Here is a 22,783-nt window from a genome sequence, read left to right on the forward strand (position 1 = left end):
CCCGGCGCTACCGGAGGTCCAGGGCCATCCAGTGGCGCGGGTCCTCCAGGGGCCTGAAGCCGATCTTCTCGTACACGCCGTGGGCGTCCTGCGTGGCCAGCGCGACGCGCTTGAGGCCGTACGGGGCCAGGTGGTCGCGGACCGCCGAGACCAGGGCGGTGCCGAGGCCCCCGCCGCGGGCGGCGGGGTCGACGTACACGTCGCAGAGCCAGGCGAAGGTCGCGAGGTCGGTGACGACCCGTGCGTACGCGGCCATGGTGCCGCTCTCCCCCTCGTACGCGCCGAAGTTGAGCGAGCCGTCGATGGCGCGGTCCTGCTTCTCGCGGCTGCGGCCGAGCGCCCAGTACGCGTCGGTGGACAGCCACCGGTGGATCCGCGCGCGGTCGAGTCGGGCAGGGTCGGTCGAGATCTCGTACGGGCCGAAAGCGATCGTCTCCTTCATGGTCGAACGTTCGCAGGGGGGAGGCCCGTTGTCAGTGGCGGGTGCCACGATCGGAGGCATGGACGCGACTGCTGCCGACTACCGCTGGCTCGGTGACCACTGCCCGGAGCTGATCGAGGCGTACTGCGTGACGCTGGTGCACGCGGTGTCCCCCGTGGAGGCGCTCGGGCGGTTGCGCGCGCGTGCGGACGGCCGGGTGACGGGGATAGCCGCGCTGGTCGAGGCCGCGGGGGAGGCGTGGAAGGCGTCCGGCGGCGACCGGCACTTCCTGGGCCTCTGCGCGGTGGACGGCTGGACGCTGATGGTCGAGCCGAACGGGTACTTGGGCAGCCTCGACGAGGCGGCGGTCCCCCTGTCGCGGGGCACGGAGCTGGTCACGCACTTCCGGAACGTGAACGCGGTGGACCACTTCAGCCGGTACGCGGACGGCGGGCTGCGGCTCCACTTCGAGCCGCTGTTCCCCTGCGCGCGGGACGGCGCGGACCCGGACGGGGCGGTGGCGCTGATGCGGGAGGTGGGCTTCGACCTGCGCGAGGACGACGCGGACCTCGAAGTGACGACGGAGGCGGCGTTCGCCCTCGCGGAGCGGCTGACCGGGGTGCGGCTGTCGCCGGAGCTGCTGGACGGCGCGGAGTTCCTCACCGGGTCGGCGCCCGTCTTCTGAGGCGGGCGGGGGCGCTCCGAGTGACGCGGACCACATGTCCGGACGTAGACTCCCCCATACGGAGATATCGACCGTATGCGGAGATACCGACGCGAGGAGGTCACTCCCGATGGAAGCAACCGTGGGCGACAAGCTGCTGGTGCACGGCCGGGTCGTCGGCCGGCACGACCGTACGGCCGAGATCGTCGAGGTCCTTGGCGAGCACGGCCACCCGCCGTACCGCGTCCGCTTCGACGACGACGGGCACGAGGCCGTGATGTCCCCGGGCCCGGACGCCGTCGTGCGTCACAAGGAGCGGTTCGAGGCGGGCCCCTGACCGGCCCCGCCCCGTCCCGTCTCCCGTGCGTCTCACCATCCCGGAGGGCGGACCGGTGTCGGGTAGTGGTCGGCCACGACCCTGGCCATCGCCCCGATCCGGTCCGCGACCACGTCCCGGGCGCCGAAGAAGGCGTGCCCCAGCACGTGGTCGTGGCCGCGGGCGAGGGTGAGGTGCCGGGACAGCTCCGCCGGGTCCTGCCACGGGGCGGGCGCCGCCGGGTCCCCGGCCCGGTACAGGCCCTCCCCCACGTACAGGTGGACGCCGGTGCCGCGCACCACGTCGTCCCACCACGGCACGAGCGTGGCGTAGTCGGCGGTGCCGAAGCCGATGTGCCAGTACAGCTGGGGGGCGATGTAGTCGACCCAGCCTTCCTTGACCCATCCGCGGGTGTCGGCGTGCAGGTCGTCGTAGGCCTGCAGGCCGCGCGTGTCGGAGCCGCGCGGGTCGGTCGTGGCGTTGCGCCAGATGCCGAAGGGGCTGATGCCGAACCCCACGTCCGGCTTGACCGCCTTGATCCGCGCGGACATCTCGGCGACCAGGCGGTCGACGTTGTCCCGCCGCCAGGCCGCCCGGTCGGGGAAGCCGCCGCCGTGCGCCTCGTAGGCCGCGTCGTCGTCGAAGACCTGCCCGGCCACCGGATAGGGGTAGAAGTAGTCGTCGAAGTGGACGGCGTCGAGGTCGTAGCGGCGCACGGCGTCGAGCATCGCGTCCTGGACGAACCGCCGGACCTGCGGCAGGCCCGGGTTGTAGTAGAGCTTCCCGCCGTAGGGGACGACCCAGTCCGGGTTGCGGCGCGCCGGGTGGTCCGCGGCCAGGCGCGAGGGGTCGGCGTGCGTGGCGACGCGGTACGGGTTGAACCAGGCGTGCAGGTGCAGGCCGCGCCGGTGGGCCTCCGTGACGGCGGTGCCGAGCGGGTCCCAGCCGGGGTCCTTGCCCTGGACGCCGGTGAGGCACTGGGCCCACGGCTCGTACGGCGAGGGCCACAGGGCGTCGGCGGTCGGCCGCACCTGGAGGATCACCACGTTGAGACGGCGCTTCACGGCCTGGTCGAGCAGGGCGATCAGCTCGGCGCGCTGGTCGGCCGCGGGCAGTCCGGCGCGGGAGGGCCAGTCGCGGTTGGCGACCGTCGCCACCCACATCCCCCGGAACTCCTCCGCGCGCGCGCCGCCGCGCCGGCGCTTGCCGTCCCCGTCGTCCCGATCCCCCGGGTCCGGTCCCGCCACGCCGGTCGCGTCGCCGGAGACCAGCAGCGACGCCACCAGCCCCGCCGCTCCCGCGACCAGTCCGCGCCGCCCGACACCGCCGTTCCCGTACCTCATGTGCCACCCCAGCCTTCCCGTCGGTTCCCGGGCCGCTCCGGTCTCCACCGGCACTCCCGGCGCTCCCGGACCGCCGTGATCGTCGCGACCGCTTCGCGCCCCGTGCACCCGGGGGCGGGAGCGGGCGCGCCGGACCGCATGTCCGTCCCGCAGAGCATGCCCGGCCCGGACGGCCGTCGATCCGCGCGAACGGAGTAACGTCGTGGGGTCGAGGCGGGGGTGCCGGAACCATACGGCCGCCCCGCCACCCGAAGATCAGCGAAAGGCACGAGGTGACGGACTCAATGGCCGACATTGCACGCGTCGGAGTGGTGGGCTGCGGTCAGATGGGCGCGGGCATCGCGGAGGTGTGCGCCCGCAGCGGCCTCGAGGTCAAGGTGGCCGAGACCACCGGCGAGGCGCTGGAGATCGGCCGTACCCGGCTGTACAACTCCCTCGACAAGGCCGCCCAGCGCGGCAAGATCAGCGAGGAGGAGCGCGACGCGACGCTGGCCCGGCTGAGCTTCACGACCGACCTCGGGGAGTTCGCCGACCGCGACCTGGTCATCGAGGCGGTCGTCGAGAACGAGCAGGTCAAGACGGAGATCTTCCAGGTCCTCGACCAGGTGGTGACCCGGCAGGACGCCATCTTGGCGTCCAACACGTCGTCCATCCCGCTGGTGAAGCTGGCCGTGGCGACCTCCCGCCCCGACCAGGTCATCGGCATCCACTTCTTCAACCCGGCGCCGGTCCAGCAGCTGGTCGAGCTGATTCCTGCGCTGACCACCTCGGAGAGCACGATCAGCCGGGCCCAGGACGTGGTCGGGAAGGTGCTCGGCAAGCACGCGATCCGCGCCCAGGACCGGTCCGGCTTCGTGGTGAACGCGCTGCTGATCCCGTACCTGCTGTCGGCGATCCGGATGTTCGAGTCCGGCATCGCCAGCCGCGAGGACATCGACAACGGCATGGAGATGGGCTGCGCCCACCCCATGGGCCCGCTCAAGCTGTCCGACCTGATCGGCCTCGACACGGTCGCGTCGGTCGCCGACTCGATGTACGCCGAGTACAAGGAGCCCCTGTACGCGGCTCCCCCGCTGCTCCAGCGCATGGTGGACGCGGGCCGCCTGGGCCGCAAGACCGGCTCGGGCTTCTACGCGTACTCCTGAGCCCGGGGGGCCGGCGCCCGCCGGACCCGGCCCCCGCGCCCGCCGGTCAGCCCAGGCGCAGACGGTGCAGCATCAGCAGGCCGGCCGCCGTGTTGGCGGCCGGGACCTCCCCGCGGGCGACCATGTCGGGGATGAGTTCGAGCGGTATCCACGCGCGGCGGGTGGACTCGACGGCGTCCTCCGGCTCGCCGATGTAGGTGGCCTCCGGGGACCAGTACAGGTGGTGGCGGGCGTCGGTGAGGCCGTTCGCCGGCTCGACGGTCAGCAGGTGCCGGAGCGGGCCGGGGCGCCAGCCGGTCTCCTCCTCCATCTCGCGCGCCGCGGCGGCCTCGACGGCCTCCCCGTCCTCGACGACCCCCGCGGCCAGCTCCCAGCCCCAGGTGTCGGTGATGAACCGGTGCCGCCACAGCAGCAGCACCTCGTTGGCCTCGTTGACGGCGGTGGCCGCGGCGACCGGGCGGAGCCGGATGAGGAAGTGGTCGAGGCGCCGCCCGTCGGGGAGGGCGACGTCGGCCAGGTTCACCTTGAACCAGCGGTTCTCGTACACGGTCTTCTCGCTGAGGTTCGTCCACTCCACGGTCCTGCCACCTTCCGACGTGTTGGTGGCAATATCGCAGCAGCCGCCCCGTCAGACCGGAACGCGCAGGGCCGCTTCGATCCGCTCGGCCGCCTCTTCCGCGTCACCCGAGCCACTGGCCACCAGACGCTCCCGCACCTCCCGCAGACGGTCCCTGAGCCGCTGCGACTCCATCCCGCGGGCCCGCTCGGCCATCTCCGCCGCCGTCCTCGCCGCCCCGTCGGGCTCCCCCTGGCTCAGTTGGATCTGGCTGAGAATCGCCAGCCGGTGGACCCGTCCCCGGTCGTGCGCCGGCGTCCGCACGGCGGCGACGGCGTTCTCCCGCGCCCCGGGGAGGTCACCCAGACGCAGCAACGCCTCCGCCACCTGCACGTTGACCAGCCCCGGTTGGACGTACCCGGTCTCGTCCGGCTCGTGGCCGGGTCTGATCCGCTCCGCCTCCCACTCCGCGCGGTGGACGCACCGCAGCGCCTCCGGCCCGTCGCCGAGGTGCGCGTACGCCTTCGCCTGCATCGCGTACAGGTCGGCGGCGAGCGCCGGGGTGACCCGCTGCCGGGCCGCCCGCAGCGCCGCCTCCGCGAACGCCACGGCCTGCCGGTACTCCCCCATGAACAGCGCCTGGTTGACCAGCAGCGCGATGACGTAGGCGCCCAGCCCGCGGTCGCCGCTCGCCTTCGCCAGCCGCAGGGCCTGGTGGAAGTAGCGCTGCGCCAGGCCCAGTTCGTCGGAGTCGTACGCGCAGATGCCCGCCACCGCGACCAGCCCGCCCGCTGCCCGGTGCAACCGCCGCCCCAGCGCGTCTCCGTAGGCGCCGCGCAGCAGCGGGGCCGTCTCCGCGTTGAGGAACCCGACGATCCGCGCACGGGTCGCGATGCCCCCGGTCCTGCGGTACATCAGCTCGTAGTGGGCCCGGGCCGCGCGGAGCGTCTCGATGTCGGAGGCGCTGACGCGCGTGTGGCCGTCGCGCGACACGTCGGCGTCCTCGGGCGGGTTCTCCCACTCCCACACCGGCATCACCGCCGGTGTCCCGGTCACCGCGGCGACCCCCCGCAGGTGCGGGCGCTGCTGTTCGTCGGACCGCCACAGCGCCGTGGCCCGCTCCACGAACCCGGACAGCGGCGTCCCGTGCGGCGGGGCGGTCCCGTTCCCCGGTACGCCCAGCCCGATGTCGTCCAGCGCGACCGGGCGGCCCAGCCGGGCGCCCAGCACCTCGCAGATCAGGTCCGGCACCTGGCCGCGAGGCCGCTGGCCCCTCAGCCAGCGCGCCACCGCCGTGTGCTCGTACCGCAGCGCCAGACCGCGTGCGCGGCCCGCCTGGTTGACGTGGGCGGCCAGGCCCGCATGGGACATCCCCGCCTCGTCGAGCAGGGCGTCGAGCAGGGTGTTGGGCTGCATGGGTGCCCCTCAGGGTGCCGTGTTCCGCCGGGCGCCCCGCGACGGGGTGCCCGATTCGCACGGGGTGTGAATGAAGTGCCCGTATGCGTGCCCCGCGCACTCTCCCGCCATGCGCCGGGGTCCGGTTGACTTGACGCCTCCCGGGAGGCGGCCGGGCCGCCGGCTCCCCCCTCGTGCGGGCGGCGGCCCGTCCGCGCGCCGCCCGCCCCGCCGGTCCGCCCGACACGTTCCGGCGGGGCGGGTGGGGGCGCCGGTCCGCACCGTCCGCGTCCAGCCGCTACCGGGAGGACGGCGCGGGCCGGGTGCGGTGCGGGCCGGGCTCCCCGGTGCGGGCCGGCACCAGGACGCGCTCCGCGGGCACCCGGTCGTCGCGGACGACGACGAAGGACACGTCGTCCGCGAGACGGCCCCCCGTGTGCGCCAGCAGCGCCGCCCGGACGTCCTCGATGACGGCGGCCGGCGTCCGCGGCGCCCGCCGCGCGATCCGGCCGAGCACATCCTCCAGCGGGAAGAACCGGCCGGCGGCGTCCCGCGCCTCCCCCGCGCCGTCCGTGTGGAGGAACAGCGCCTCGCCCGGCAGCAGCCGGTCGCAGCGCCGCACGGGCAGGGTGTCCGGCAGCGGGAACGCGCCGAGCGGCGGCAGCGGCTCCCCGGCCGCGAGGGGCTCGGCCGCGGCCCCGATCCGGTACGGCCAGGGGTGGCCGCAGTTGAGGACCAGCACGTCGCCGTTGTGGTGGATGTCCAGCAGCAGGACGGTGACGAACTCCTCGGCCGGGGGGCTTCCCGACGCCGGGTGCCCGGCGCCCTCGTCCCGCGTCCGCTCCCCCACGTACCGCTGGAGCGCCCGGTCGAGCCGCCGCAGCAGGCCGCCGAGCCCCGGCTCCTCGTACGCCGCCTCCCGGAAGCTGCCCAGGACGGCGGCGACCGCGCCGAGCGCGGCCAGCCCGTGGCCCCGCACATCGCCGATGATCACGCGCACGCCGTACGGGGTGGCCACCGCCTCGTACAGGTCGCCGCCGACGACCGCCCCCGGCAGGGCCGGCAGTTGCGTGCCGGCGACGGACAGCCCGCCGAGGCGGGGCGGCAGGGGGCGCAGCAGGACCCGCTGGGCTGCCTGGGCGACGGCCCGGGTCTGCCGCAGCTCGCGGCGCAGGCTCTGGCAGACGCCCACGACCAGGCCCGTGCCGACCGCGAAGAGGAGGGCGCCGCCGGCGATCCGCGTCACCATGTCGTCCGGCCGTGCCGGGGCCGGCGGGCATATCGGCTTGCCCGTCGCGGCGGCGCTCCACGGCACCGGCGGGGCCAGGGGGGCGAGCGGGCCGACTCCGCGCGCACAGGGCTTCCGGGACCATCTACGGATCATGCGGACCGCCCTTCTTCAGGCCCCTTGTCGCGGTCGGGACGATTCTGTCGATCGTCCCGTCTCGCGGGGAACGTCCACCAGACTTCTCACCCGGATGAGTGAGAAACCGTGCGAACGCCCCCGGCTCCCCGGCCGCGGAAAGGCGGAAAGGGGCGCATCCGGCGGTCCGGACGCGCCCCTCCGTACGGGCGACGGGCAGTTTCCCGACGGTACGTCAGGCGCCGCGCAGCACCGCCCCGGTGCGCTCCGCGGCGAGCGCCACGGCGGCGTCACGGGCGGCCGTGGCCTCCTCGACGGTCAGCGTACGGTCCTCGGCGCGGAACCGCAGCGCGTACGCCAGGGACTTCTTGCCCTCGCCGATCTGCTCGCCGGTGAACGTGTCGAACAGCCGGATGGACTCCAGCAGTTCGCCCGCGCCCTCGCGGAGCACGCGCTCCACCTCGGCGGCCGGCACGCCCGCGTCGACGACGAGGGCGACGTCCTGCGTGGCCACCGGGAACGTGGAGATCCGCGGGGCGCGCACGGGGCCGGCGGAGGCCCGCTCGACGAGGTCGAGGTCGAGCTCCATGGCGCACGTGCGGGCGGGCAGGCCGAACGCCTTGACGACGCGCGGGTGCAGTTCGCCGGCGTGGCCGACGATCCGCTCGGCGCCGTCGACGACGACGACCAGCTCGGCGCAGCGGCCCGGGTGCCACGGGCCGTACTGGCCCTGGCGGACGACGAGGTCGGTGCCGGCCTCGCGGGCCACGGTCCGGGCGGCCTCGACCGCGTCGGCCCAGTCGGCCGGGCGGCCCTTGCCCCACCAGCCGGCCTGCTCGCGCGCCCCGGCGAGGACCACGGCGACGTGCCGCGGCTGCTCGGGCAGGACGGCGTTGACGCCGGCGATCTCCGCGTCGGTCGGACGGCGGTCGACGGTCAGCCGTACCGCGACACCCGGCTCGGCGGGGACGTGGAAGACCAGGCCCGTCTCGAAGAGGGCCAGGTCGTGGCTGCCGCGGCCGTCGTTGCGGCGCAGCGCGCCGAGGAGGCCGGGCAGCAGCGTGGTGCGCAGCGCGGGCTCCTCGTCGGAGAGCGGGTTGACGAGCTTGACGACCCGGCGGCACGGGTCGTCCGCCGGCAGGTCGAGCTGGTCGAAGACCTGCTCGCTGACGAACGGGTAGGTCAGCGCCTCGACGTAGCCGGCGCCGGCGAGGGCGCGGCCCACGCGGCGGTGGACGCGCTGGCGCTCGGTGAGCCCGCGGCCGGCGGGCGGCTTGGGCAGCGTCGAAGGCAGGTTCTCGTAGCCCTCCAGCCGGATGACCTCCTCGGCGAGGTCGTTCGGCTCGGCCAGGTCGGGGCGCCAGGACGGGACGGTGACGACCAGCTCGTCCTGCCCGTACACGTCGCAGCCGATCTCCTGGAGGCGGCGGACGACGGTCTCGCGGCCGTAGGCGACGCCCGCGACGCGGTCGGGGTGGTCGGCGTGCATGGCGACCGTGCGCGGGGCGCTCGGCGCGATGATCTCGGTGACGCCGGCCTCGGCCGTGCCGCCCGCCAGGAGGACCAACAGGTCGACGGTGCGCTGCGCGGCGGCGGCCGCGGCCTGCGGGTCGACGCCGCGCTCGAACCGCTTGGACGCCTCGGAGGACAGCTTGTGGCGGCGGGCCGTGCGGGCGATGGAGATCGCGTCGAAGTGCGCGGCCTCGATGACGACCTCGGTGGTGCCGCGGACCTGGCCCGTCTCGGGGTCGGTCCCGGCGTCGGCGATCTCGGTGTTGGCGCCGCCCATGACACCCGCGATGCCGATGGGGCCGCGGTTGTCGGTGATGACGAGGTCGGCCGGGTCGAGGACGCGGACCGTGCCGTCGAGGGTGGTGATCTTCTCGCCGGGCTCGGCGCGGCGCACGCCGATCGGGCCGTCGAGGCGGCTCCGGTCGTAGGCGTGGAGCGGCTGGCCCAGTTCGAGCATCACGTAGTTGGTGACGTCGACGGCGAGGGAGACCGGGCGCATGCCGGCCTTCTGGAGGCGGCGCTGGAGCCAGATCGGGGACCGGGCCTCGGGGTCGAGGCCGACGACGGTGCGTGCGGTGAAGCGGGAGCAGCCGACCGGGTCGGCGACCTGGACCGGGTAGCCGTACGAGTTCGGCGCGGGCACGTCGAGGAGCGCCGGGTCGCGCAGCGGCAGCCCGTACGCGATGGCCGTCTCGCGGGCGACGCCGCGCATCGACAGGCAGTAGCCGCGGTCGGGCGTGACGGCGATGTCGAGGACCTCGTCGTACAGCTCCAGCAGGGCGGTGGCGTCGGTGCCGACCTCGTGCTCGGGCGGCAGGACGATGATGCCCTTGGTGCCGTCGTCGCCCATGCCGAGCTCGTCGGAGGAGCAGATCATGCCGCGGGACACCCGGCCGTACGTCTTGCGCTCGGCGATGCGGAAGTCGCCGGGCAGGACGGCGCCGGGGAGGGCGACGACGACCTTGTCGCCCGCGGCGAAGTTCCGGGCGCCGCAGATGATCTCCTGGGGCTCGCCGGTGCCGTTGGCCGGGCCGACGTCGACGGTGCAGAAGCGGATCGGCTTCTTGAACTCGGTCAGCTCCTCGATGGTGAGGACCTTGCCCACCACGAGCGGGCCGGTGAGGCCGGCGCCGAGCTGCTCGACGGTCTCGACCTCCAGGCCGGCCGAAATCAGTTTGGCCTGTACGTCACGGCCGGTCTCCGTCGCCGGCAGGTCGACGTACTCCCGCAGCCACGAAAGCGGGACCCGCATCAGATCTCCATCCCGAACGGCCGGGTGAACCGGACGTCACCCTCGACCATGTCTCGCATGTCCTCGACGTTGTGGCGGAACATCAGCATCCGCTCGATGCCGAACCCGAAGGCGAAGCCGCTGTACTTCTCCGGGTCGACGCCGCACGCGACGAGCACCTTGGGGTTGACCATGCCGCAGCCGCCGAGCTCGATCCAGCCCTCGCTGCCGCAGGTGCGGCAGGGCCGGTCCGCGTCGCCGACGGACTCGCCGCGGCAGACGTAGCAGAGCATGTCCATCTCGGCGGACGGCTCGGTGAACGGGAAGAAGTTCGGGCGGAGCCGGGTCTTCATGTCCGGCCCGAACAGCGCCTGGACCATGTGGTCGAGGGTGCCCTTGAGGTCGGCCATGGTGAGGCCCTCGTCGACGGCGAGGAGCTCGATCTGGTGGAAGACCGGGGTGTGCGTGGCGTCGAGCTCGTCGGTGCGGTAGACGCGGCCGGGGCAGACGACGTACACGGGCGGCTCGCGGTCGACGAGCGTGCGCGCCTGCACCGGCGAGGTGTGGGTGCGCAGCACGATGCCGGACTCGTCGCCGCGGGTGCCCTCCGGCCCCTGGACGAAGAACGTGTCCTGCATCTGGCGGGCCGGGTGGTCGGGGACGAAGTTGAGGGCGTCGAAGTTGAACCACTCCGCCTCGGCCTCGGGGCCCTCGGCCACCTCGTAGCCCATGGAGACGAAGACGTCCGCGACGCGCTCCATGAGGGTGGTCAGCGGGTGCCGGGCGCCGGCCGGGGTGCGGTCGTAGGGGAGGGTGACGTCCACCGCCTCCTCGACCAGCACGCGGGCGTCGCGCTCGGCCTCCAGTTCGGCCTGGCGGGCGGCCAGGGCCTTGGACACCGCGCCGCGCGCCTGGCCGACGCGCTTGCCCGCCTCGGCCTTCGCGTGCGGGGGCAGGGCGCCGATCTCTCGGTTGGCGAGGGCGAGGGGCGAGGTGCCGCCCGTGTGGGCGACCTTCGCGTGGGCGAGCTCGTCGAGATCACCGGCGGCGGCGAAGGCGGCGAGCGCCTCGTCCCGCATCCGCTCGATCTCTTCCGGTTTCAGTGCCTCGACCTCGACTGGGTCGTACGACTTGTTGGGTGCCGACATCTCTTCCCGTACTTCCGAATGGGCTGGCTGGGGCCCCCGCTCGACGACCGAGGACGCAAAGGTGCCAAAGGTCGAGTCTAACGGGGTACGGCTGTCGCGGATGAGCCCGTGGGTGCCGCCGGGGCCGGACCGTCGGGGTCAGTCCCCCTGGGTCAGGTACGCCGGGGCGCCCACGGGCAGGGTAAATCGGAACTCGGCGCCGCCCGCGGGGGCGCGGCCGACGGTGATGGTGCCGCCGTGGGCCTCGACGAGGCCCTTGACGATGTACAGGCCGAGACCGGTGCCACCGCGGGTGCTCCCCCGCCAGAAGCGGGTGAAGACACGGCCCATCGACTCCTCGGGGATGCCGGGGCCTTCGTCGCTCACGGTGACCGCCGTTCCTTTCTCCTCGTCCTGCGGGCCGGTGGGGGCCACCTCGATGGTGACGGTTCCCTCCCCGTGGCGCACCGCGTTTTCCAGGAGGTTCGCGAGGATCTGGTCGATCTTGTCGGGGTCGGCCCACAGGTCGGGCAGGGGGCGGCCGACGCGGACGAAGAAGCGGTCGGGCGACTGGCCGCGGGCGGTGTGGCCCTGGACGTGGCGGCCGACCGCGGCGGCGATGTCGACGGGCTGGCGGCGCACCTCCAGCCGGCCGGAGTCGATGCGGGAGATGTCGAGGAGTTCCGTGATGAGCCGGGTGACGCGGTTGGCGTCGGCGTCGACGGTCTCCAGGATGAGCCGCTTCTGGTCGTCGGTGAACCGCTCCCACTTGGCCAGGAGGGTCTGGGTGAAGCCCCGGACCGAGGTCAGCGGGGAACGCAGTTCGTGGGCGACGGTGGCGATCAGATCGGCGTGGGCGCGCTCGGTGCGGCGGCGGGCCTCGGTGCCGCGGAGGGTGACCACGACCCGGCGGACCGGGCCGAGCGGCTCGTCCCTCACGTACCGGGCGGCGACGAGGACCTCCCGGCCGCCGGGCAGCAGCAGGTTCCGCTCGGGCTGGCCGGTGCGGGTGGCGAGGCCGCCGTAGGGGTCGGTCAGCGGCCACCAGCGGCGGCCCTTGAGGTCCTCCAGCGGGAGGGTCTCCTCCAGGCGGCGGCCGAGCGCCCGGTCGCGGGGGACGGCGGTGATGCGGACGGCCTGGGCGTTGAAGCAGACGATCCGGCCGTCGGCGTCGGCGACGACGAGCCCGTCCGGCAGTTCGTCCGGGTCGTACCCCCGGTCCGCAGGGACGCCGGGGTCGTGCGCGGGGGCGCCGGGGCGGGCCGCCCGGCGCGTTAAGGCGCCGCGGTCCTCCGCGTGGCTGCTCGTGTCGAGCGTCATCCCCGTGTCCCACTCCTCGGTGTCGCGCGACGGGTCTTCGAGCCCGTCACCCTACTAGCTCGAGGTGACGGAGCGGCACCCTCCCGCCGCGCGCTGTGCCCGGGCGGAGGCGTAGAGGCACACGGCGGCGGCGGTCGCGAGGTTCAGGCTCTCGGCCTTGCCGTGGATGGGGACGCGGACGACGGCGTCGGCGAGGGCGCGGGTCTCCTCGGGGAGCCCCCACGCCTCGTTGCCGAAGATCCACGCGGTGGGGCCGCCCATGGTGCCCGCGTCGAGTTCGGCGTCGAGGTCGTCGTCGCCCGCGCCGTCGGCGGCGAGGACGCGGGCCCCGGCGGCCTTGAGGCCGGCGACGGCCTGCTGGACGGGGACGCCGACGGCGACCGGCAGGTGGAAGAGGGAGCCGACGGAGGCGCGGACGGACTTGGGGTTGTACAGGTCGACGGAGGCGTCGGTGAGGACGACGGCGTCGGCGCCGGCCGCGTCGGCGCAGCGCAGGACGGTGCCGGCGTTGCCCGGGTCGCGTACGTGGGCGAGGACGGCGACCAGCTTGGGGCGGGCCGCGAGGATCTCCTCGAAGGGCGAGTCGAGGAAGCCGCACACGCCGACGATGCCCTGCGGGGTGACGGTCTGGGAGATCTCGGCGAGGACGGCGTCGGAGGCGTGGTGGACGCGGGCGCCGGCGGCGCGGGCGGTGTCGACGATGTCGGCGTACCGGGTGGCGGCCTCGACGGTGGTGAAGAGTTCGAGCAGCGTCGGCCCGCCGCCCGGCCCCCGGTGTCCGGCGGCCTCGCGGACGGCCTGCGGCCCCTCGGCGATGAACCGGCGCTCCTTGCTCCGGAAGTTCCGCTTGGCGAGGCGGCGCGCGGCGGCGACGCGCGGGGAACGCGGGGAGATCAGCTCGGGGGTGCCCATGGTGCTCGGCGGCTCTTTCTGGCTGCGGGGGCCGGGGTCGTGGCGGGACGGCGAACGCGCCGGACCCGCAGGCGCGGGCCTGCGGGTCCGGTCGGAAGAACGGCGGCCTGGGGAGGTCAGGCGGCGGCCTTCGGGGCGTTGACGTCGCTCGGGAGGGCCTTCTGGGCGACCTCGACGAGAGCGGCGAACGCGCCCGCGTCGTTGACCGCGAGCTCGGCCAGGATCTTGCGGTCGACCTCGACGTTGGCGGCCTTCAGACCCTGGATGAAGCGGTTGTACGTGATGCCGTTGGCCCGGGCGGCGGCGTTGATGCGCTGGATCCACAGCTGGCGGAAGTCGCCCTTGCGCTTCTTGCGGTCGTTGTAGTTGTAGACCAGCGAGTGGGTGACCTGCTCCTTCGCCTTGCGGTACAGGCGCGAGCGCTGGCCGCGGTAACCGCTGGCCTGCTCGAGGATCGCACGGCGCTTCTTGTGAGCGTTGACTGCGCGCTTGACGCGTGCCACTTGTTAACTCCTTGTAGCGGGGCCGCGGGGGGTGGTCACACGGCCCGGAAACGAATGGGTCCCGGCTTTCGGGGGCTTCGGATCAGACGATCGGGGTCAGATGCCCAGCATCTTCTTGATCTTGGCGCTGTCACCCGGGGCCATCTCGGCGTTGCCAGAGAGGCGGCGCGTCAGCTTGGACGACTTGCGCTCGAGCAGGTGGCGCTTGCCGGCGCGCTCGCGGAGCACCTTGCCCGAGCCGGTGATCTTGAAGCGCTTCTTGGCACCGCTGTGCGTCTTGTTCTTCGGCATAGCGCCGTTATCTCCTCGTCAGTGGCGCTCCCAGCCGGTCCGGGGACCGGCGCGCGGGAGCGTCAGGTGGATCGGTTTCGAGTCCTGGGCGGGATTGCCCCGGACACGGCCTTGGAGGCTACTGGGCGGACGGGTCCGCCTCGGCGGGCGACGGGTCCGCCTCGGCGGGCGGCAGGTCCGCCTGGGCGGGCTGGCCCTGGCGCTCCGCCTTGCGGGCGGCCTGCGCCTCGCGGGCCTCGGCCATGGCCTCGGTCTTCTTCTTGTGCGGGCCGAGAACCATGATCATGTTGCGGCCGTCCTGCTTCGGGTTCGACTCGACGAAACCGAGGTCCTGGACGTCCTCCGCGAGCCGCTGCAGGAGTCGGTAGCCGAGCTCCGGCCGGGACTGCTCGCGTCCGCGGAACATGATCGTGATCTTGACCTTGTCGCCCTGCTTGAGGAACCGGACGACGTGACCCTTCTTGGTGTCGTAGTCGTGCGGGTCGATCTTCGGCCGGAGCTTCATCTCCTTGATGACCGTGTGCGCCTGGTTCTTGCGCGCCTCACGGGCCTTCATGGCCGACTCGTACTTGAACTTCCCGTAGTCCATGAGCTTGCACACGGGCGGACGGGCGTTCGCCGCGACCTCGACCAGGTCGAGGTCGTACTCCTGGGCAAGCTCCAGGGCCTTGGCGAGCGGAACGATTCCGACCTGCTCGCCGCTGGGACCGACAAGTCGCACCTCGGGAACGCGAATCCGGTCGTTGATGCGGGGCTCGGCGCTGATGGATCCTCCTCGGTAGCACCACGCGACCGCCTGGCGGACGGACGCGTAACGTCTGTGTTTGGTGAGACCAACCGCGCCGGCGCATGAAAAATGCCCCGGACGGGACACAGGCGGGGCTCCTGGCGATACCGGAGCACCGCCACGGCGGACCGCGGGGCGCTGTACTCGGGCGGGTCCATCGTCCGTACGGAACGATGGGCGCCGCCTGACCGGTGACCCGCCGTCCCGGAGGACGGCCAGGTGGGAGACGGAGCCTCCACTTGTGGGCCGGAGCTCATTGGTTCCGGCCGGTCGTCACACCAGGCTACCAGTTGCCCGGTGGTCCGCCCAACCGGGCGGGCGGCGTCCGGCGCTCCGGGGAGCGCCTATCGTGTGGGGCATGAGTGACGCCACGCCCAGCGAGCCCGGACCCGACTTCGCCGCCATGACCCGCGACATCGCGGAGGTCCCCGCGGTGGAGGTGATCGTCACGGTCGCCGTGAACCTGATGAGCGCCGCGGCCGTGAAGCTCGGGCTGACCGAGGAGGGCGACGCGTACAAGGACCTCGACGAGGCCCGCAAGCTGGTGCACGCCCTGGCGGGCCTGCTGGACGCCGGCGCGACGGAGATCAGCTCCTTCCACGCGGCGCCGCTGCGGGACGGGCTGAAGTCCCTCCAGTTGGCGTTCCGCGAGGCGTCGCTGGTGCCGGACGAGCCGGGCCAGGGGCCGGGCGAGAAGTACACCGGCCCGGTCTTCGGCTGACCCGGGCGGCCCGTCCGCCCGCCCTCCCTCATCCCCTCACGTAGAAGGGCCCGCCCGGCGGGGCGGCCCCGGCCGGCAGCAGCGCCAGGTCGAGGCCCCGCACCAGGCGGGCCCTCAGCGTCTCGTCCGCCGCCATGGCCGCCGCCAGGCGGCGCGCCGCCTGCGCGGGCGCCGCGTCCGGGGCGAGGACCAGGGCGAGCGTGCCGTCGGCGCCGCCGCCGCGGCCCAGGTAGGCGCGCAGCACCGCCGGCTCGGCGGCGACGACCGCGCGCACGGCGTCGGTGACGGCCGGGTCCGCGAGCGGGTCGGTGCTGGTGCGGCCCTCGGCGAGGGCGAGCAGCGCCCGGCCGGTCAGCTCGTACGGCACCGGGCCCGCCATGTCCAGGACCACCGTGTCGGCCTTCTCGTGCGCGGCGGCCTGGAGCGCCTGGTGCAGCGGTACGGCGACGGGGCGGGCCTGCGGGTCCCAGCGGGCCAGCGCGTCGGTGGACGTGAACGCGGGCAGCGCGCGGCGGTCGCCCGCGGTGAGCGTGGGCACCGCCATGTCGCTGGTCTTCTCGCGGCGCAGCCCGTTCCCGTCCTCCTCGACCTCGCCGAGGACGGCGACCACGGGGACGAGGAGGCGGGCCCCCCGCAGCGCCTCCAGTACGCGCGGCTCGGCGCCGCGGTCCTCGGCCCAGGCCGCGAGGGCCTCGGCGAGCCCGGGGTCGGCGGAGCCGTCGTCGTCGGAGAAGCCGGGGTCGGGAATGTTCTTGAGCGCCACGCGCCGAGCCTATCCGGGCGTCCCGCTCACCCCGTACGGCGCCCCGTGCGCCACAGCGCGGCGGCGGTCACCACCAGCAGCGCGCCGACGCCGCCCGTGACCGGGGCGACCAGGCCGACGGGCTCCTTCGGCCCGGGTTCGCGGCGCGGGCCGGGGCCGAAGTACGCGCGGTCGTAGCCGGTGGCGGCGGCCTTGAGGTCGGCGGGGCGGAGCGCGGCGCCGGCCTCGATCGCGGCGGCCGGGTCGACCGTCCCGTACCCCTTGTCGTCGTCGCGTCCGCCCTCGGGGCCGCCCTGCGCCGTGTCGGCGAGCAGTTTCTTGATCTGGGAGGGCGTGAGGCCGGGGTGCGCGGCGCGGACGAGGGCGACGGCGCCGGAGACGAACGCCGCGGCGGCGCTGGTGCCCCAGCCCTCGTAGTACTTGCGGTCCGGGTCGGCGATGACGACGTCGACGCCGGGCGCGCTGACCGTGGCGTACCAGCGGCTGGTGGAGAACGAGGCGCGGGTGCCGAAGCGGTCGACGGCGGTCACGGCGATCACGCCGGGGTAGGCGGCGGGGTACGAGACGCGGTCGCCCTTCTCGCCGCCGTTGCCGGCGGAGGCGACGACGACGGCCCCCTTGGCGAGGGCGTACTGGACGGCGGCGTCCTCGGCGGCCTCGGGGTGGGCGGACTCGCTGTCGTCGCCGAGGGAGAGGTTGATCACGTCGGCGCCCTGGTCGGCGGCCCAGCGGATGCCCTGGGCGAGGGCGCCGCCGCGGGTCTGGCGGGCGCGGGAGCGGGCCTTGTCCGCGCCTTCGAGGATGACGCGGACGGGGAGGATCTTCGCCTCGGGGGCGACCCCGATGACGCCGTCGCCGTTGCCGGGGCCGTGTCCGTGGCCCGCGATGATGCCGGCCATGGCGGTGCCGTGGCGGGCCCAGGCGCGGTCGCCGCGCTCGGCGCCGAAGCCGACGAGGTCCTTGCCGGGCAGGACGTTGCCGGCGAGGTCGGGGTGGTCCTCGTCCACACCCGTGTCGAGGACGGCGACGGTGACGCCCTCGCCCCTGGTGGTGGTCCACGCCTGTTCGGCGTTGATCGCCTCGTTGCCCCACTGGCGGGCGCGGATGCCGTCCGCGCGGGCGGGTGCGGCGGGGAGGAGGGCGAGGGCGGCGGCGGTGAGGGCGGCGAGGAGGAGGCGGGGGGTGCCCGGGGCGCCCGCCGTGCGGGCGGCGCGGATGGTGCGGGTGACGCGGGCGGTCTGGATGGGGCGGCTGGTTCGAGTGGTGTCGGGGGTTCGAGTGGCGTGGGTGGTTCGAGTGGTGTCGGTGGTGTGGGGGTGCTTCACCGGTCCTCCTTCCGCGCGGGCGCCTCGGTCGCCCTGGTGACCGCCGCGCGCAGGCCCTGCTCCACCCGGTCCGCGACGCCGCGCGCCTCGTGGCCGAGCCCGGCCTGGGCGGGGGCGGTCGTCTGGCCCTTGGCCATCGCCTGCTGGGCGGGCTGGGGGCGGGGCACGGCGCGGCCGTCCGCGAAGCCGGACACGCCGTAGACGACGACGGGGACCTCGGTGAGGACGTTCACGTACCAACTGGCGCGCTGGGCGTCGCCGAACCGGGCCGCGACGGTGCCGGGCGCGGCGAGCGCGGGCGGTATGAGGTCGGGGCTCTTGTCGAGGCCGCCGTCGGTGAAGCGGGCGTGGAGGGCGGTCATGCCGGCGGCGTCGGTCTCCATGAAGACCATGCCGACGGTGGTGACGCTGCTGGACGTCGCGTCCGTGTACGTGGCGCGGAGCACGCGCAGGCAGCCGGCGGGCGCGAGGGCGGCGGCCAGCCGGGGCTGGAGCGCGGTGGCACAGGGCGCGTCGGGCGCGACGGCGACGCGCGTCCAGACGCGGTCCGCCCCGCCCGGGCCGGCGCCGTCGCCGTCGAGGACGCGCGGGAAGAGGGTGTCGACGGGGGTGCTGTGCCAGAGCGTGGCGGCCTCGGTGTAGGCCGTACGGCCGGGGGTGCCCTCGGAGTCCTGGAGCACCCAGGCGCCGGCGGCCGCCCCGCCGGCGAGCCCGAGCCCGAGAACGAGGCACGCGGCGGCGGCCAGGGTCCGCGCGGGGCGCCGCGGAGCGCGGACGGGCCGCAACTGCACGGTCGTCTCGTGGAGCGCCTCGGGCGGGGCCCAGTACACAAACGGGTACGGCCCGGGCGGGGACGCCGAGGGCGTGGGACCGGCGACGCGCGGGCCGGGGACGGCGGCTGCGTCCGGCCGCCGCGGCGGCACGGTTGGGGGCGGGGGGACGGTCCCCCGCGGGGGCGGGGGCGGTACCGGTCCGGCCGGTCCGGACGGCCGCCCGTCCCCCGCGGCGGCGGGGCGGCGGTCGGCAGGGGCCGCTTCCGGGACGGCGGCGGTCGGACGGCGGCCGGCACCAGCCGAGCGGGCAGCGGCCGTTCCGGGGGCGGGAGCCGTCCTGGAGGGAGGGGCCGTCCTGGGAGTGGGGGCCGTCTCGGGAGTGGGGGCCGTCCCGGAGGCGGGGGCCGTCGAACCGGCGGCCGTGGGCAGGGAGGCAGAGGCCGTCCGGCGGGGGCCGTCGCCGGACGCGGACGACGAGGGCGTCCGCCCGGCACCCGCGCCGGCCGGGCGCCGGTAGTCGGCGGGCACCGCTTCCGCGGCGGCCGGACGGCGATCGGCACCCGCCGGACGCGCAGCGGCCGTCCCGGAGGCGGGGGCCGTCCCGGGGGTGGGGGCCGTCCCGGGGGTGGGGGCCGTCCTAGGGGCGGGGGCCGTCCCGGAGGCGGGGGCCGTCGAATCAACGGCCTTGGGTGCGGAGGCGGTTCGGCGGGGTCCGTCGCCGGACGCGGACGACGAGGGTGTCCGCCCGGCACCCGCGCCGGCCGGGCGGACGGGCTCCGGGGCGGGGCCGTGCGGCTCGCGGCCCACCGGCGGGGCGTCGGCGCCCCGGGGCGCCGGGCGCGGGCGCGTCGTTCCGGTGTCGTGCGATGCGGAAGCGGCGGCCGGGCGGTGGGCGGGCGGCTCCTGGGCGCCGGGCGGGGTGGCCGGGCGGCCGGTGTCGGGCGGGGCGGCCGGTGTCGGTGGAGTGGCCGGTGTCGGTGGGGCCGAAGGGGCGCAGGCGGCCGGGGAGTCGGCGCCCCGGGGCGCCGCCGGGCCGCCGGGTCGCGCGGCCGGACGCCCGGCGCGGGGCGCGGGCGCGGGCGTGGCCCCAGGCGCGGGCGCGGGCGCACTGCCGGGGGGCGTGCCGGCGGGGGACGGGTGGGGGGCGGGGCGGAGGCGGGCGGCGGTCTCCGCGGAGGGCTCGGGCCGAGGGGCCGGGCGTCGTGCCTCGGTGCTCATCGGCCCCCCTCGTCCTCGTACCGGTGACGCCGTCGGAGCAGGCCCGTTCGCCGGCGTGTAGGCGTCACTCTAAAGGCTGCCGACGGGCCCGCGGGAACGCGGCCGCAGGTCGGGGCGGATCTGACCGGAACGTCCCGCCCCCGGCCCCTACCCCCGGGTAACGGGGTCTGGCACGCTCTGGCCCATGACTCCCCGTGCCGCTGACCGCGCCCGTTACGACCGGGCCACCGCGCGTCTCGACGCTCCGCTCGCCGTCGTCGACCTGGACGCCTTCGACGCCAACGCCGACGACCTCGTACGCCGTGCCGGGGGCAAGCCGATCCGGGTCGCGAGCAAGTCGCTGCGCTGCCGCGCGCTGCTGGAGCGGGTGCTGGCACGGCCCGGCTTCGCGGGGGTGATGTCGTTCACGCTGGAGGAGTCGCTGTGGCTGGCGCGGTCCGGCTTCGACGACGTGCTGCTGGCGTACCCCTCGGCGGACCGCGCCGGTTTCGCGGAGTTGACCGCCGACGCCGAACTCGCCCGCTCCGTCACGGTGGTGGTGGACGACGCGGCGCAACTGGACCTGATCGAGGCGGCGCGCGGGAACGGCCGGGAGGTGGTGCGGGTCTGCCTGGAGCTGGACACCTCGCTGCGGCTGCTCGGGGGGCGGATACGGATCGGTGCGCTGCGGTCACCGCTGCGGGGACCGGCCGAAGTGGCGGAGCTGGCCCGCTCCGTGGCGCGCCGTCCGGGGTTCCGGCTGGTGGGGTTGATGGCGTACGAGGGGCACGTCGCGGGGGTCGGTGACGCGGTCGCGGGCCGGCCGGTGCGGTCGCGGGCGGTGCGGCTGATGCAGTCGGTGGCGCGGCGGGAGCTGGCGGAGCGGCGGGCGGCCGTGGTGGCGGCCGTGCGGGCCGTCGCGCCGGACCTGGAGTTCGTGAACGGCGGCGGCACCGGGAGCGTGCAGTACACGGCGGCCGAGGACGCGGTGACGGAGGTCGCCGCGGGGTCGGGGCTGTACGTGCCCCGGCTGTTCGACGACTACACGTCGTTCAGCGGCCGGCCCGCCGCCCTGTTCGCGCAGCCGGTGGTGCGCCGGCCGGGCGCGGGCGTCGTGACGGTGCTGGGCGGCGGGTACCCGGCGTCGGGTGCGGCGGGCCGGGACCGGCTGCCGGTGCCGTACCTGCCGGAGGGGCTGCGCTACGACCCGATGGAGGGGCCGGGCGAGGTGCAGACGCCGCTGCTGGGCGCGGCCGCCGACGATCTGCTGATCGGCGACAAGGTGTGGTTCCGGCACGCGAAGGCGGGCGAGTTGTGCGAGCGGTTCGACCGGCTGCACCTGGTCGAGGGCGACCGGGTGACGGCGGCCGTGCCCACCTACCGCGGCGAGGGGCGGACGTTCCTGTAGCGGGTCAGCCGTCGCCGCCGGGGGCGATGCTGCTGCCCACGCCGCCGCTGGTGGAGCCGCCGATGGGGCGGATGCCCTCGGTGATCTCGTCCATGACGGAGAGCGGCGGCCCGTCCGGCCCGGCGTCGAAGGCGAACCGTACGGCGACGGGCTGTTCGACCCCGCCGGGCGACGGGAAGACCAGCGACTGGACGTGGCCGCCGGGGCCCTTGCCGGTGGTGACCCGCCAGCGGACGAGGTAGCCGGTGCGGCCGGCGACGACGGCCTGGCGGGCGGCGACGACCCGGTGGGCCGTGACGCCCCCGTACGGCTTGTTGCCGAGGACGTCCTCGCCGTACAGCTGCTCGGCGGCCTCCGCGACGTCCTGTTCGGCCATCGCCCGGTGGGTGGTGGCGGCGGAGGCGAGCGTGCGGGACAGGACGCGGCCGGGGCGGCAGAAGCGGGTGCTGTTGGGGCACGGGCGGTCGCCGGTCGTGACCATGGTCGGGGCCTGGTCGATGCCGAGTTCCGCCTTCTCCCAGCCCTTCGGCAGGGGCAGGCTGATGCCGTTGAGCTGGTCGACGAGGACGGAGCCGTCCCCGCTCGGGGCGGGAGACGGCCGGGTCGCCGGGGTCGACGCGGCGGGCGCCGGGGCGGAGGGGGCCGGCGGCGCGGCGGCCGGGGTCTCGCCGCCGTCGGGGCGGAGGAGGAGCGCGGCGGCCGTGACCGCCGCCACGGCGAGCGCCGCGACGGCGATCCGGGTCCCACGGCCGCCGGACCGCCCCGGGGGTGCGACGGCCGCCGGCGGGCCGCCCGCGGGGCGGGTGTGGCCGGTCCAGGCGGTGCCGTCCCACCAGCGCTCCACCGCGGGTGCGGCCGGGTCCGGGTACCAGCCCGGCGGTGTCGTCATGTTCATGCGGTCAGGGTAGTCAGCCCTCAGAGGGGGGTGACGTAGGCACCGGAGATCCCGCCATCGACGAGGAAGTCGGTGGCGTTGACGAAGGACGCGTCGTCGCTGGCGAGGAAGGCGACCGCGGCGGCTATCTCCTCGGCCTCCGCGAACCGGCCGACCGGGACGTGGACGAGGCGGCGCGCGGCCCGCTCGGGGTCCTTCGCGAACAGCTCCCGCAGCAGCGGGGTGTTGACGGGGCCGGGGCACAGGGCGTTGACGCGGATGCCCTCGCGGGCGAACTGCACGCCCAGCTCGCGGGAGAGGGCGAGGACGCCGCCCTTGGAGGCGGTGTACGAGATCTGGCTGGTGGCGGCGCCCATGCGGGCCACGAAGGAGGCGGTGTTGATGATGGAGCCCCGGCCCTGGCGGCGCATGTGGGGGATGGCCGCCTTGCAGCAGAGGTAGACGGAGGTGAGGTTGACCTCCTGGACGCGCCTCCACGCCTCCAGTCCGGTCTCCAGGATCGAGTCGTCGTCGGGCGGGGAGATGCCCGCGTTGTTGAAGGCGACGTCGACGCTGCCGTACGTGTCGTACGCGGCCTCGAACAGCGCCTCGACCTGGCCGGGGTCGGTGACGTCGACGCGTACGAAGAGGCCCCCGGTCTCGTCGGCGGCGGCCTTGCCGGTCGTCTCGTCGATGTCGCCGCACACGACGCGGGCGCCCTCGGAGGCGAGGCGGCGGGCGGCGGCGAGGCCGATGCCGCTGCCGGCGCCGGTGACGACGGCCGTGCGTCCGACGAGGCGGCGGCAGACGGGGGTGTCCGTGCTCTCGGTCATGGG

At 75.2% G+C, this 22,783-nt stretch carries 22 protein-coding genes; 5 read left to right on the forward strand and 17 right to left on the reverse strand.

Annotation, left to right across the window (positions count from 1 at the left end):
• Positions 1-7: 7 nt before the first annotated feature.
• A complete protein-coding gene (locus AC07D6_RS17060; RefSeq protein WP_315879206.1) occupies positions 8-442 on the reverse strand; it encodes a GNAT family N-acetyltransferase in 435 nt (144 codons plus the stop codon).
• Positions 443-500: 58 nt separating this feature from the next.
• Between AC07D6_RS17060 and AC07D6_RS17065 the strand changes: the two genes are divergently transcribed.
• Together AC07D6_RS17065 and AC07D6_RS17070 are read left to right on the forward strand one after the other, a co-directional pair.
• On the forward strand, positions 501-1,106 hold the full coding sequence (locus tag AC07D6_RS17065) for a DUF6461 domain-containing protein (RefSeq protein ID WP_315879205.1): 606 nt from the start codon (positions 501-503) through the stop codon (positions 1,104-1,106).
• Positions 1,107-1,215: 109 nt separating this feature from the next.
• Positions 1,216-1,422: a DUF1918 domain-containing protein gene (locus AC07D6_RS17070; RefSeq protein ID WP_315879204.1), complete on the forward strand. Its 207-nt coding sequence runs from the start codon at positions 1,216-1,218 to the stop codon at positions 1,420-1,422.
• 32 nt (positions 1,423-1,454) lie between these two features.
• Here AC07D6_RS17070 and AC07D6_RS17075 read toward each other — a convergent pair whose 3' ends face one another.
• Positions 1,455-2,744, reverse strand: coding sequence for a glycoside hydrolase family 10-like protein (locus AC07D6_RS17075; RefSeq protein ID WP_479045100.1), 1,290 nt, complete (start codon positions 2,742-2,744; stop codon positions 1,455-1,457).
• A 284-nt stretch (positions 2,745-3,028) separates the two neighbouring features.
• Between AC07D6_RS17075 and AC07D6_RS17080 the strand changes: the two genes are divergently transcribed.
• Positions 3,029-3,889 carry a 3-hydroxybutyryl-CoA dehydrogenase gene (locus AC07D6_RS17080; RefSeq protein ID WP_315879202.1) on the forward strand — a complete coding sequence of 287 codons (861 nt, stop codon included), beginning with the start codon at positions 3,029-3,031 and terminating at the stop codon, positions 3,887-3,889.
• A gap of 46 nt (positions 3,890-3,935) precedes the next feature.
• On the opposite strand, the gene AC07D6_RS17085 is transcribed toward AC07D6_RS17080, so the two are convergent.
• From AC07D6_RS17085 to infC, 10 genes are all read right to left on the reverse strand, one after another.
• Positions 3,936-4,466, reverse strand: a complete 531-nt coding sequence (locus AC07D6_RS17085; protein ID WP_315879201.1) for an NUDIX domain-containing protein — start codon at positions 4,464-4,466, stop codon at positions 3,936-3,938.
• A gap of 51 nt (positions 4,467-4,517) precedes the next feature.
• Complete coding sequence (locus AC07D6_RS17090) at positions 4,518-5,861, reverse strand: transcriptional regulator (RefSeq protein ID WP_479045103.1); 1,344 nt, start codon at positions 5,859-5,861, stop codon at positions 4,518-4,520.
• A 277-nt stretch (positions 5,862-6,138) separates the two neighbouring features.
• A complete protein-coding gene (locus AC07D6_RS17095) occupies positions 6,139-7,224 on the reverse strand; it encodes a PP2C family protein-serine/threonine phosphatase (RefSeq protein WP_479045105.1) in 1,086 nt (361 codons plus the stop codon).
• Between the two features lie 214 nt (positions 7,225-7,438).
• Positions 7,439-9,967, reverse strand: coding sequence for a phenylalanine--tRNA ligase subunit beta (gene pheT / locus AC07D6_RS17100; protein ID WP_479045106.1), 2,529 nt, complete (start codon positions 9,965-9,967; stop codon positions 7,439-7,441).
• Positions 9,967-11,094: a phenylalanine--tRNA ligase subunit alpha gene (gene pheS / locus AC07D6_RS17105; protein WP_315879198.1), complete on the reverse strand. Its 1,128-nt coding sequence runs from the start codon at positions 11,092-11,094 to the stop codon at positions 9,967-9,969. Before pheS ends, pheT begins: the two co-directional genes overlap by 1 nt.
• Positions 11,095-11,232: 138 nt before the next feature.
• The gene (locus AC07D6_RS17110; RefSeq protein ID WP_479045109.1) at positions 11,233-12,393 is read right to left on the reverse strand and encodes a sensor histidine kinase; all 1,161 of its coding nucleotides are present in this window, start codon (positions 12,391-12,393) and stop codon (positions 11,233-11,235) included.
• Between the two features lie 54 nt (positions 12,394-12,447).
• Positions 12,448-13,305, reverse strand: coding sequence for a TrmH family RNA methyltransferase (locus tag AC07D6_RS17115; protein ID WP_479045111.1), 858 nt, complete (start codon positions 13,303-13,305; stop codon positions 12,448-12,450).
• A gap of 116 nt (positions 13,306-13,421) precedes the next feature.
• Positions 13,422-13,808 (reverse strand): 50S ribosomal protein L20, encoded by a 387-nt coding sequence (rplT, locus tag AC07D6_RS17120; protein ID WP_066950970.1) that lies wholly within the window; start codon positions 13,806-13,808, stop codon positions 13,422-13,424.
• 96 nt (positions 13,809-13,904) lie between these two features.
• Positions 13,905-14,099, reverse strand: coding sequence for a 50S ribosomal protein L35 (gene rpmI, locus AC07D6_RS17125; protein WP_315879195.1), 195 nt, complete (start codon positions 14,097-14,099; stop codon positions 13,905-13,907).
• A 118-nt stretch (positions 14,100-14,217) separates the two neighbouring features.
• On the reverse strand, positions 14,218-14,865 hold the full coding sequence (gene infC / locus AC07D6_RS17130) for a translation initiation factor IF-3 (protein ID WP_315879237.1): 648 nt from the start codon (positions 14,863-14,865) through the stop codon (positions 14,218-14,220).
• Positions 14,866-15,244: 379 nt separating this feature from the next.
• Here infC and AC07D6_RS17135 point away from each other — a divergent pair, with 379 nt between their 5' ends.
• Entirely contained in the window at positions 15,245-15,607 is a 363-nt protein-coding gene (locus tag AC07D6_RS17135; RefSeq protein ID WP_315879194.1) for a DUF1844 domain-containing protein, read from the forward strand.
• A 28-nt stretch (positions 15,608-15,635) separates the two neighbouring features.
• On the opposite strand, the gene AC07D6_RS17140 is transcribed toward AC07D6_RS17135, so the two are convergent.
• The 3 genes from AC07D6_RS17140 to AC07D6_RS17150 all read right to left on the reverse strand — a co-directional run bounded on the left by AC07D6_RS17140 (position 15,636) and on the right by AC07D6_RS17150 (position 18,525).
• The gene (locus AC07D6_RS17140) at positions 15,636-16,370 is read right to left on the reverse strand and encodes an SseB family protein (RefSeq protein ID WP_315879193.1); all 735 of its coding nucleotides are present in this window, start codon (positions 16,368-16,370) and stop codon (positions 15,636-15,638) included.
• A 26-nt stretch (positions 16,371-16,396) separates the two neighbouring features.
• Positions 16,397-17,587, reverse strand: a complete 1,191-nt coding sequence (gene mycP, locus AC07D6_RS17145) for a type VII secretion-associated serine protease mycosin (RefSeq protein ID WP_479045300.1) — start codon at positions 17,585-17,587, stop codon at positions 16,397-16,399.
• 104 nt (positions 17,588-17,691) lie between these two features.
• Entirely contained in the window at positions 17,692-18,525 is an 834-nt protein-coding gene (locus AC07D6_RS17150; RefSeq protein ID WP_479045115.1) for a hypothetical protein, read from the reverse strand.
• A 1,345-nt stretch (positions 18,526-19,870) separates the two neighbouring features.
• On the opposite strand from AC07D6_RS17150, the gene AC07D6_RS17155 reads away from it, so the two are divergent.
• A complete protein-coding gene (locus AC07D6_RS17155) occupies positions 19,871-21,073 on the forward strand; it encodes an amino acid deaminase/aldolase (protein WP_479045117.1) in 1,203 nt (400 codons plus the stop codon).
• Positions 21,074-21,077: 4 nt separating this feature from the next.
• Here AC07D6_RS17155 and AC07D6_RS17160 read toward each other — a convergent pair whose 3' ends face one another.
• Both AC07D6_RS17160 and AC07D6_RS17165 read right to left on the reverse strand, forming a co-directional pair.
• Positions 21,078-21,968, reverse strand: a complete 891-nt coding sequence (locus AC07D6_RS17160; protein ID WP_479045119.1) for a DUF2510 domain-containing protein — start codon at positions 21,966-21,968, stop codon at positions 21,078-21,080.
• A 20-nt stretch (positions 21,969-21,988) separates the two neighbouring features.
• Positions 21,989-22,780 carry a 3-oxoacyl-ACP reductase gene (locus AC07D6_RS17165; protein ID WP_479045121.1) on the reverse strand — a complete coding sequence of 264 codons (792 nt, stop codon included), beginning with the start codon at positions 22,778-22,780 and terminating at the stop codon, positions 21,989-21,991.
• Positions 22,781-22,783: the final 3 nt, after the last annotated feature.

The sequence above is a fragment of the Streptomyces sp. NPDC045287 genome (assembly GCF_056432325.1).

Excerpts from the sequence above, each read along its gene's own strand:
- AC07D6_RS17060 (WP_315879206.1), bottom strand. The coding sequence starts at position 442 with ATGAAGGAGACGATCGCTTTCGGCCCGTACGAGATCTCGACCGACCCT.
- AC07D6_RS17065 (WP_315879205.1), top strand. The coding sequence starts at position 501 with ATGGACGCGACTGCTGCCGACTACCGCTGGCTCGGTGACCACTGCCCG.
- AC07D6_RS17070 (WP_315879204.1), top strand. The coding sequence starts at position 1,216 with ATGGAAGCAACCGTGGGCGACAAGCTGCTGGTGCACGGCCGGGTCGTC.
- AC07D6_RS17075 (WP_479045100.1), bottom strand. The coding sequence starts at position 2,744 with ATGAGGTACGGGAACGGCGGTGTCGGGCGGCGCGGACTGGTCGCGGGA.
- AC07D6_RS17080 (WP_315879202.1), top strand. The coding sequence starts at position 3,029 with ATGGCCGACATTGCACGCGTCGGAGTGGTGGGCTGCGGTCAGATGGGC.
- AC07D6_RS17090 (WP_479045103.1), bottom strand. The coding sequence starts at position 5,861 with ATGCAGCCCAACACCCTGCTCGACGCCCTGCTCGACGAGGCGGGGATG.
- AC07D6_RS17095 (WP_479045105.1), bottom strand. The coding sequence starts at position 7,224 with ATGATCCGTAGATGGTCCCGGAAGCCCTGTGCGCGCGGAGTCGGCCCG.
- pheT (WP_479045106.1), bottom strand. The coding sequence starts at position 9,967 with ATGCGGGTCCCGCTTTCGTGGCTGCGGGAGTACGTCGACCTGCCGGCG.
- pheS (WP_315879198.1), bottom strand. The coding sequence starts at position 11,094 with ATGTCGGCACCCAACAAGTCGTACGACCCAGTCGAGGTCGAGGCACTG.
- AC07D6_RS17110 (WP_479045109.1), bottom strand. The coding sequence starts at position 12,393 with ATGACGCTCGACACGAGCAGCCACGCGGAGGACCGCGGCGCCTTAACG.
- AC07D6_RS17115 (WP_479045111.1), bottom strand. The coding sequence starts at position 13,305 with ATGGGCACCCCCGAGCTGATCTCCCCGCGTTCCCCGCGCGTCGCCGCC.
- rpmI (WP_315879195.1), bottom strand. The coding sequence starts at position 14,099 with ATGCCGAAGAACAAGACGCACAGCGGTGCCAAGAAGCGCTTCAAGATC.
- AC07D6_RS17135 (WP_315879194.1), top strand. The coding sequence starts at position 15,245 with ATGAGTGACGCCACGCCCAGCGAGCCCGGACCCGACTTCGCCGCCATG.
- AC07D6_RS17155 (WP_479045117.1), top strand. The coding sequence starts at position 19,871 with ATGACTCCCCGTGCCGCTGACCGCGCCCGTTACGACCGGGCCACCGCG.
- AC07D6_RS17160 (WP_479045119.1), bottom strand. The coding sequence starts at position 21,968 with ATGAACATGACGACACCGCCGGGCTGGTACCCGGACCCGGCCGCACCC.
- AC07D6_RS17165 (WP_479045121.1), bottom strand. The coding sequence starts at position 22,780 with ATGACCGAGAGCACGGACACCCCCGTCTGCCGCCGCCTCGTCGGACGC.